At 68.2% G+C, this 8001-nt stretch carries 11 protein-coding genes and 1 tRNA gene; 5 read left to right on the top strand and 7 right to left on the bottom strand.

Annotated elements, in window-relative coordinates:
- Positions 1 to 185: 185 nt before the first annotated feature.
- Together B1A78_RS18930 and B1A78_RS18925 are read left to right on the top strand one after the other, a co-directional pair.
- Positions 186 to 800: a 2-hydroxychromene-2-carboxylate isomerase gene (locus tag B1A78_RS18930; RefSeq protein WP_077148454.1), complete on the top strand. Its 615-nt coding sequence runs from the start codon at positions 186 to 188 to the stop codon at positions 798 to 800.
- A complete protein-coding gene (locus B1A78_RS18925; RefSeq protein ID WP_077148453.1) occupies positions 801 to 1604 on the top strand; it encodes a crotonase/enoyl-CoA hydratase family protein in 804 nt (267 codons plus the stop codon).
- A 34-nt stretch (positions 1605 to 1638) separates the two neighbouring features.
- Here B1A78_RS18925 and B1A78_RS18920 read toward each other — a convergent pair whose 3' ends face one another.
- From B1A78_RS18920 to B1A78_RS18900, 5 genes are read right to left on the bottom strand one after another with little or no spacing between them, the layout of a single operon-like run.
- On the bottom strand, positions 1639 to 2328 hold the full coding sequence (locus B1A78_RS18920) for an ATP12 family chaperone protein (RefSeq protein WP_077148452.1): 690 nt from the start codon (positions 2326 to 2328) through the stop codon (positions 1639 to 1641).
- On the bottom strand, positions 2325 to 2561 hold the full coding sequence (locus B1A78_RS18915) for a hypothetical protein (protein WP_077148451.1): 237 nt from the start codon (positions 2559 to 2561) through the stop codon (positions 2325 to 2327). Before B1A78_RS18915 ends, B1A78_RS18920 begins: the two co-directional genes overlap by 4 nt.
- Positions 2558 to 3178, bottom strand: a complete 621-nt coding sequence (locus B1A78_RS18910) for an FMN-binding negative transcriptional regulator (protein WP_077148450.1) — start codon at positions 3176 to 3178, stop codon at positions 2558 to 2560. The genes B1A78_RS18915 and B1A78_RS18910 overlap by 4 nt, the downstream gene beginning before the upstream one ends.
- Complete coding sequence (locus B1A78_RS18905) at positions 3178 to 4395, bottom strand: RluA family pseudouridine synthase (RefSeq protein WP_077148449.1); 1218 nt, start codon at positions 4393 to 4395, stop codon at positions 3178 to 3180. Before B1A78_RS18905 ends, B1A78_RS18910 begins: the two co-directional genes overlap by 1 nt.
- Entirely contained in the window at positions 4392 to 4769 is a 378-nt protein-coding gene (locus B1A78_RS18900; RefSeq protein ID WP_077148448.1) for a CrcB family protein, read from the bottom strand. The genes B1A78_RS18905 and B1A78_RS18900 overlap by 4 nt, the downstream gene beginning before the upstream one ends.
- 294 nt (positions 4770 to 5063) lie before the next feature.
- Here B1A78_RS18900 and B1A78_RS18895 point away from each other — a divergent pair, with 294 nt between their 5' ends.
- Together B1A78_RS18895 and B1A78_RS18890 are read left to right on the top strand one after the other, a co-directional pair.
- Positions 5064 to 6086, top strand: a complete 1023-nt coding sequence (locus B1A78_RS18895) for a MarR family transcriptional regulator (RefSeq protein WP_179102092.1) — start codon at positions 5064 to 5066, stop codon at positions 6084 to 6086.
- Positions 6087 to 6141: 55 nt separating this feature from the next.
- Positions 6142 to 6217: transfer RNA gene (locus B1A78_RS18890), tRNA-Val, on the top strand.
- Positions 6218 to 6258: 41 nt separating this feature from the next.
- Here the strand turns inward: B1A78_RS18890 and B1A78_RS18885 are convergent.
- Together B1A78_RS18885 and B1A78_RS18880 are read right to left on the bottom strand one after the other, a co-directional pair.
- Positions 6259 to 6525, bottom strand: a complete 267-nt coding sequence (locus B1A78_RS18885; protein WP_077148446.1) for a hypothetical protein — start codon at positions 6523 to 6525, stop codon at positions 6259 to 6261.
- Positions 6526 to 6542: 17 nt separating this feature from the next.
- Entirely contained in the window at positions 6543 to 6740 is a 198-nt protein-coding gene (locus B1A78_RS18880) for a DUF1192 domain-containing protein (protein WP_077148445.1), read from the bottom strand.
- Between the two features lie 105 nt (positions 6741 to 6845).
- Between B1A78_RS18880 and B1A78_RS18875 the strand changes: the two genes are divergently transcribed.
- The gene (locus tag B1A78_RS18875; RefSeq protein WP_372236907.1) at positions 6846 to 7847 is read left to right on the top strand and encodes an NAD(P)H-quinone oxidoreductase; all 1002 of its coding nucleotides are present in this window, start codon (positions 6846 to 6848) and stop codon (positions 7845 to 7847) included.
- Positions 7848 to 8001: the final 154 nt, after the last annotated feature.

Below are 8001 nucleotides of genomic sequence, written 5' to 3'. Positions count from 1 at the left end.
CCGAACCAGGTCGTGCTGCTGCGCGCCAATGCGCCCGACGGCGCGACGCCGACGGTGGTGACCCCGGTGACGCTGAGCCTCGACATCCCGAACGCGCTGCCCGCCTATAATTCGGTGCGGATCGTCTGCCCGGGTGTCCCCGACGTCGAACTCAAAGTCGGCTGAATCATGCAGGGAGGTCCGGGGTGAACGAACGCGTCGAATTCTTCTTTGACCTGTCCTCGCCCTGGACCTGTCTCGCCTTTCACAACATGCCCGCGCTGCTCGAACGGGCGGGCGCGATGGCGCGCTATCGTCCGATCCTGGTCGGCGGGGTGTTCAATGCGGTCAATCCCGCCGTCTATGCCGCGCGCGAGCAGGCCGACAACCGGCGGCTGCAGCATAGCTGGAAGGTGCTGCAGGACTGGGCGCGGCTCGCAAATGTGCCGATGAATTTCCCGTCAGAGTGGCATCCGGCGAAGAGCATCGCGGCGATGCGTTTCTGCTGCGCGCTCGAGGACGACCAGGCCGCGCTGGTTCGGTTCGCGCGCGCCGCCTTTGCGAGCTATTTCGACCGGCAGGAAAATCTCGACGACCCCGCCGTGCTGGCGGCGGTCGCCGATGCCGAGGGGCTCGATGGCGCCGCGCTTGCCGAGGCCGCCGGCAGCGATCCGGTCAAGGCGCGGCTGCGCGCCAATACCGACGAACTGATCGCGCGCGGCGGTTACGGATCCCCGTCCATTTTCGTCGATGGCGACGATATGTATTTCGGAAACGACCAACTGCCGCTCGTCGCAGCGGCGCTCTCCAAGGAAGCCTGAATGAAAGACCGTATCTCGATCACCATGCTGGAAAACGGCATCGCCGACGTCCGGCTGATCCGCACCGACAAGATGAATGCGCTCGACGCCGAAATGTGGGCGGCGCTGGCGGAGGCGATCGACGAACTGAAGGACAAGGCTGGCTTGCGCGTCGTGGTGCTGTCGGGCGAGGGACGCGCCTTTTGCGCCGGGCTCGACCTGTCGAGCCTGAGCAACGATCGCGATCCGGGCGCAAGCAGCGCCGGCGGCACCTTGTCCGATCGCACGCGCGGTCTTTCGAACAATGCCCAATATGCCGCCTGGGGCTGGCGCGAACTGCCGGTGCCGGTGATCGCGGCGGTGCACGGCGTCGCCTTCGGCGCGGGCAGCCAGATCATGGCGGCGGCCGACATTCGGATCGTCCACCCCGACACGCGCATCGCGATCATGGAAATGCGCTGGGGTCTCGTCCCCGACGTCGCGGGCATGGCGCTGTGGCGCACGCAGGTCGCCGACGATGTGCTGCGCGAGATGATCTACACCAACCGCGAGTTCAACGGCACCGAGGCGAAGGCGATGGGCTTTGCGACGCATGTCTCGGACGACCCGCTGGCCAAGGCGATGGAACTCGCCGAGGTGATCGCGAACAAGAATCCGCACGCGATCCGCGGCGCCAAGCGCCTGTGCAACATGCTCGCCGACGCGAGCGACGCCGAGATATTGCAGGCCGAGAGCGACGAGCAGGTGCTGGTGATCCGCAAGCCCAACCAGGTCGAGGCGGTGATGGCGCATATGGAAAAGCGCGCGCCGAATTTCGTGGATTGAGCTATCGCCCCCCGCGAATGCGGGGGCGATATTTCTATAACAGTCCCAAAAACCGCGCCGCATTGTCCCAATCGGCGCGCTTTTTCTCGCGCGCCGTGATCGCCAGATCGTCGGCGCCCCAGCGCCGTTCCTGGTAGAGTTCGTCGAGGCTCACCGCCTGCCACAGATGGTCGGCGTCATGCGCCGCCTCGACCAGCGCCAGCCCCGCGACGAGCGATCCGCCGATCGTCACCAGCGGGGTCAGCGCGGTCAGGCGCCACGGATCGAGCGCCAGCACCGCGCCGCGCAGCGCCGCGACCGTCGCGGGCGGCTGATCGATCGGCAAGATGCCCTGCGTGATCGCGAACTCGACACCATAGCGAGCCTCGGCCCAGCCGAGCAGCGGGTTCCATAGCGCCGCCTGTTCGGCGAGCAGCACGGCGTCGCGATCCTCGCGGTAACAGAAAAGCTCGCTCGTCGCATAGGCCGCGACGGGTTCGGCAAAGGCGGCAAGGTCGGGCGCCGCAAGGTCGATCGCGGCGTTGGTCAGCCCGGTCATCGGCATCGCGGCGGGATCGATCGTCTCGCCCACCGCCTGCCATTCGGCGGCGATCGCTTCGGCGAGCGCATGGCTCTCGACCGCGAGCGGCGCGCGTTGCGGCGTGCGCACCGGGCGTCCGTCGAGCGCGATGCCCCAGCCGTCGCCGCTCTCGACGACGGTCGTCTCTTTCCAGAATCGCTTCATAGCTCTTTGGGCGAGCGCCAGCGGCGCGCGAGCAGCAGCGGGAAGACCGCGAAATCAAACGCTCCGATCAGCACCACCGCGATGCCGATATAGCGGTCGGTCGGCATGCCCGCGATGCCCCAGCGCCCGGCGATCAGCAGGAAGCCCGCCATCACGAAAAAGGCGCCCATGATGCGCATCAGGTTGATCGCGAAATAGCGCTTTTTCGCAAGCGCCTCGTCGGCGGGGGTCATCGTCTTTCTCCTCGGCCCGCGAGCTGGTCCATCAGATGGGCGAGCGCGCCATGCCCTTGGGCTTTCAGGCCATCGATCACGCGGGTGCGCTCGTCGGCGGACTTGTTCTGCGACAGCTTCAGCGTCGGCCGCCACGCGGTGATGGCGATTTCGAACCCGATGATCGCGTCGGCCATCTTGCCGAAGATCGCGGGGCTCATCTTGTCGCGCGTCCAGGGCGGGTCGATCCCGATCCGCGCCTCATGGCTCGCCGACAGCGTATCGAGCTGTGCGACGAGCGCGTCGCGATCGAGCCGGCGTGCCTGGCCCTCCATCTCGACCGCGACATAGTTCCAGGTCGGGACCTGGTCGGGGGCGGTATACCAGCTCGCGCTGACATAGGCGTCGGGACCCTGCACGACCGCCAGCGCGCTCGCGCCGTCGAGATGTTTCGCCAGCCCGTTGCCGCGCGCGAGATGGAATTGCAGCGTGCGATTGTCGGCGCCGAGCACCACCGGCGCATGCGCGACGCGCGGCCCGTCGGGAGTGCCTGCAAAGATCGCGGCAAAGCCGATCTCGCGCACCAGCAGCGCGGCGAGGTCGTCGTCCTTGGGCCGAAAGGCGGGATCGGGATGCATCAGCTGGGCCGGGCGCGGCGCGACGGTTTCTTTGCGCCCGGCTTCGCGCCCTTGGCCTTAGGCGCCGCGGGTTTGCCGGGTTTCGCCTTGGGCTTGGGCTTAGCCTTGCCGACGAAATCGGTCGGCTTGCTGTCGGCGGTGCGCCCGCGCCGTTCGCCGCGCCGCGCCTTGCGGATCTGCTTGCTGTGCGCCTTCGCTGCGGCCTTTTCGGCGGCCTTGGACGGCGGACCCTTGGCGATATCGTCGATACCGACCTGGCCGAGCAGCGTGTCGAAACCCAGCGCATCGATGGTCGCGGCGAAATGCTCGGGCACTTCGGCGCTGATATCGATCGCGCCGCCATCGGGATGGTCGATGCGCAGGCGGCGGCTGTGCAGATGCATCTTGCGGCTGATCGCGCCGGTCAGGAACGCGCCCTTGCCGCCATATTTGCCGTCGCCGACGATCGGGTGGCCGATCGCCGCCATATGGACGCGCAGCTGGTGCGTGCGCCCGGTCAGCGGTTGCAGTTCGACCCACGCCGCGCTGTTTCCGGCGCGCTCGATGACGCGGTAGCGTGTCTTCGATGGCAGGCCCTTGTCATCTACATGCATCTTCTCGCCGCCCGATCCGGGCTGCTTGGCGAGCGGCAGGTCGATCTCGCCCTGCTGGATGTCGGGCACGCCGACGATGATCGCCCAATAGGTCTTCTTCGCGCTGCGATTCGAAAAGCTTTTGGCGAAATAGGCCGCGGCGCGCGGGGTGCGCGCGATCAGCAGCGCGCCCGAGGTGTCCTTGTCGAGCCGGTGGACGAGCTTGGGCCGCACCGGCCCGTCGAATTTCAGCGCGTCGAGCAGCCCGTCGACATGCTGCTCGGTCTTTGTCCCGCCCTGCGTGGCGAGACCGGGCAGCTTGTTCAGCACGATCGCGCCTGCGTCGCGGTGGATCACCATGCCCGTCGCCAGCGCGACATCGGCGTCGGTCAGCGGGCGGCCCTTGCGCGCCGGACGCGCCTCGGCCTCGACCGGCGGGGTCGGCATGACGAGCTTTTGTCCGGTCGCGATGCGGTCCGACACATCGGCCTTCCTGCCGTCGAGCGTCAGCTGCCCCGACCGCGCCCAGCGCGCGAGCAGCGCGTGCGGCGTGCCTTCGCGGTGGCGCTTGAACCAGCGGTCGAGGCGGATGCCGTCATCCTCCTCGGCGATCGTTGCGCCGTCCATCTTTGGCTTGTCGCTCATGCCGGCACCTGCCGCATGACGAGAAGGCCGAGCCCGCAGGCGGCGATCGCGCCGATCACCGACGCGGCGACATAGGCAAAGGCCTGCGCCGACTCACCGCGCTCGAACAGGGTCCAGAACTCCATGCTGAAGGCGGAGAAGGTGGTGAAGCCGCCGAGCACGCCGACCCCGAAGAAGAGGCGTGCCGCCTCGCTCCCGCCGCTGCGCGCGAGGCCGGCGATCAGCAGGCCCATGGCGAGGCTGCCGGCGATATTGATCGAGAGCGTCCACCAGGGGAAGCCGGGTCCAAGGCGCGCGAGCATCGCCGCGCCGACAAGATGCCGCGCGCCGGCACCGAGGGCGCCGCCGATCATGACTGGAAAAAGGCCGTTCATCTGCTCGCCCTAGCCGCAAAAGCGCGTGGCGGAAAGCGCGGCGGTGGCGGAGGGCGGTGGCATGGCATCGCCGGCGGCTCACCGCCGCCATGCGCGACGGCGACAGGGGGGATTGACGCGAGGAACAAAACATGTCCAAAATGGAGAAAATTCCACCAGCTCGGTCCGTATCAAACGCTGCCTGTTGTTCGGCAGTGTCCGGATCGGCGGCAGTTTGGAACGAACAAAAGGTGAATATCGCCATATTGACGACATAAGGACGCCAAGGCGGAGAAACGGCGAGGGAAGGGCGGCATGATGGACCAGATGATCGACTCGGACCAGCGGATCGCGGCCCCGCCGCCGGAACGCTTCGACTGGGTGCCGCCGCCACACGGGCCGGACGGCCATCCGGCGGCGGTGCTGTTCGTCGGCCCCCGTTCGATCGGCGCCGACCTCATGCGGTCGGGCCGGGCGCGCGTGATCGATCATATTCCCGCCGCACGGGTGGCGGCGCACCTCAGGACGATGGCGCTGCCCGACATCGTCTGGCTGATCGATACCGAGACGATCGAGGTCGAGGTGCTGTCCGAAATTTGCGATGCCGCGATCGCGATGGAATGCGCGCTGGTGTGCGAAACCGCGCTCGGCGCGCTCGACCGGGTCGCGGCGATCGTCCCGGCCGCGATCCGCACCGAATGGCTGGTCGATGCCGATGCCGCCGATCGCCTCGTCGCGCTCGCGGCGGCGTCGCGCTCGCAGGGGGCGGCCGTCCACGACGTTGCCCGCGACGATGCCATGGAACGGATCGACCGCCTGCAGGACGAGGTCGCGCGCATCGCGCGGCTGCTCGGCGACCTGTCGGGCCAGCGCGGCCTTCCGGGCACGCCGCCGGCCTTTGTCCCGCGCGACGAGGATTTCGGCGACGCCGGCGGCCAGGTCCGCGCGCCGGTGCGCGATTATGCGGCGCCCCCGCGCAGCTTCGAGCCCGACGAACGCATGGTGCATCGCCAGCGCGCGAAGGCGGTGCGCCGGATGCTGCGCCAGCGCCGGATGCGCGAGCAATATTTCCCCGCCGACCTGTTCGCCGACCCGGCGTGGGACATGCTGCTCGACCTGTATGCCGCGCGCCTCGAACGCCAGCCGGTGTCGGTGTCGAGCCTGTGCATCGCCGCCGCGGTCCCCGCGACCACGGCGCTGCGCTGGATCAAGACGATGACCGACGCGGGGCTGTTCCTGCGCGAGGCCGACCCGCATGACGGCCGCCGCATCTTCATCGGCCTCGCCGAAGCGGCGTTCGATGCGCTGGCGCGCTATTTCGAGGCGCTGGAGGAATGAGGCCATGCTTGCTCCGGCCGCGAAGCTGTGGCAGGGGCGCGCTTCTTCCGAAAGGGGGCGCTTAGCTCAGTTGGTAGAGCATCTCGTTTACACCGAGAGGGTCGGCGGTTCGAGCCCGTCAGCGCCCACCATCCGGCGGCATCGGCGTGCGGCATCTGGACAGGCCTGACGATCAGTCCGCACCGTCTCCCGCCCGATCGACCATATCCATGAAATCGCGCGCGAGGTCGCGTTCGGCCGCGTCCTTGAAGGCGATATCGAGGTCGGGCGCGACGCCAAGCATATGCATCAGCGCCCACAGCGCGAAGCGGCGGCCGGGATTGGTCTCGAGCCCGAAGTCGACGCGCATGCGCTCGGTCCCCGCGGCGAGCGCCTCGGGGTGGATCGCCGCAAGGTCGGCGGTGCCGAAATAGCGGTTCAGCTGGTCGTCGAAGTCCATGGCGCCTTATGGAGCGGTCAGCTTTTTTTGAACAGCGCGTCGGCGCTCGCCTTGTGGCTGGTCGCAAAGGCGATGCGCGCGCGGGTGCGGGTGATTTCCTCTTCCAGCACCGCGATGCGGTCATTGAGTTCGTCGACCGACAGCGGGTCGAGCGACTGTCTGGTCAGGCTCGCGAGTATATCGTCGCGGCGGCGGGGTTCGTTATCGTCGTCCATCGCGCTGTCCTCTCGTCCTCATCCGCTTGATCGGCGGCGAAACTGTTGACCCGCCGCCCCGCGCTGTCAATAAGGCGCGCCTGTGGGAAGCAGGGGGACCAAGACGTGACCAGCGTGCCGGAAAGCATGACCGCCATCGCCATCAGCGCGCCGGGCGGACCCGAAGTCCTGGTGCCCGAGACGCGCCCCGTGCCGCGGCCGGCGCCGGGCGAGGTGCTGATCCGCGTCGCCGCGGCGGGGGTCAATCGCCCCGATGTGCTGCAGCGCATGGGATATTATCCGCCGCCGCCGGGCGCGTCGGACCTGCCCGGGCTCGAGATTGCTGGGACGGTCGTCGCGGTCGGGCCGGGCGGCGATCCCGAATTGCTGGGGCAGGCGATGTGCGCGCTCGTCGCGGGCGGCGGCTATGCCGAATATTGCACCGCGCCGGCGGGAAGCTGCCTGCCCGTGCCGACGGGCTTTTCGATGGCCGAGGCGGCGGCGCTGCCCGAGACGATCTTCACCGTGTGGCACAATCTGTTCGAGCGCGCCTGGGTGATGGAGGGCGAGACGGTGCTGGTCCATGGCGGCACCAGCGGCATCGGCACCACCGCGATCGGGTTGTGCAAATTGTTCGGGATCAAGGTGATCGTGACCTGCGGCAGCGCCGACAAATGCGCAGCGGCGGTCGCGCTCGGCGCCGACCTTGCGGTCGATTATTCGGCCGAGGATTATGTCGCGGCGGTGAAGGCGTTTACCGACGGCAAGGGCGTCAACGCGGTGCTCGACATGGTCGGCGGCGATTATGTGCCGCGCAATTTGGAATGCCTCGCCGACGACGGGCGCCATGTGACGATCGCCTTCCAGCGCGGCGCGAAGGTCGAGATCGACATTTCGCAGGTCATGCGCCGTCGGCTGACGATGACCGGATCGACGCTCCGCGCGCGCAGCGCCGACTTCAAGGCCGCGCTCGCCGACGAGATCGCGCGCACTTTGTGGCCGCGGCTGGGCGAGGGCGCCTGGAAACCCGTGATGGACAAGGCCTTCCCGCTGGCCGAAGCCGGTGCCGCGCATGCGCGGATGCAGGCGGGCGAGCATGTCGGGAAGATCGTGCTGACGGTCGGCTGAGCGGCGCGGTCGCGACAGCGGCGCGCTTCACCTTCTACGGCGAAACCTATCGGGTCGTCGTCGATCCGGGCTGACCCGACGCATCGCGCGGAACATCGGCGGTGGCCGGCCATTGCTGAGACTCAAAGCAAAAGGAGCCTCTGCCATGACCCTC

Source organism: Sphingopyxis sp. KK2 (assembly GCF_001990265.1).
Classification (GTDB): Bacteria; Pseudomonadota; Alphaproteobacteria; order Sphingomonadales; family Sphingomonadaceae; genus Sphingopyxis.
Note: the sequence above shows the minus strand (reverse complement) of the source record. Positions and strands in the feature narration are given on the sequence as shown.

Bases quoted from the DNA above. Each gene is read 5' to 3' on its own strand.
- B1A78_RS18895 (WP_179102092.1), top strand. From the start codon at position 5,064: ATGATGGACCAGATGATCGACTCGGACCAGCGGATCGCGGCCCCGCCG.
- B1A78_RS18900 (WP_077148448.1), bottom strand. From the start codon at position 4,769: ATGAACGGCCTTTTTCCAGTCATGATCGGCGGCGCCCTCGGTGCCGGC.
- B1A78_RS18920 (WP_077148452.1), bottom strand. From the start codon at position 2,328: ATGAAGCGATTCTGGAAAGAGACGACCGTCGTCGAGAGCGGCGACGGC.
- B1A78_RS18915 (WP_077148451.1), bottom strand. From the start codon at position 2,561: ATGACCCCCGCCGACGAGGCGCTTGCGAAAAAGCGCTATTTCGCGATC.
- B1A78_RS18905 (WP_077148449.1), bottom strand. From the start codon at position 4,395: ATGAGCGACAAGCCAAAGATGGACGGCGCAACGATCGCCGAGGAGGAT.
- B1A78_RS18925 (WP_077148453.1), top strand. From the start codon at position 801: ATGAAAGACCGTATCTCGATCACCATGCTGGAAAACGGCATCGCCGAC.
- B1A78_RS18885 (WP_077148446.1), bottom strand. From the start codon at position 6,525: ATGGACTTCGACGACCAGCTGAACCGCTATTTCGGCACCGCCGACCTT.
- B1A78_RS18910 (WP_077148450.1), bottom strand. From the start codon at position 3,178: ATGCATCCCGATCCCGCCTTTCGGCCCAAGGACGACGACCTCGCCGCG.
- B1A78_RS18880 (WP_077148445.1), bottom strand. From the start codon at position 6,740: ATGGACGACGATAACGAACCCCGCCGCCGCGACGATATACTCGCGAGC.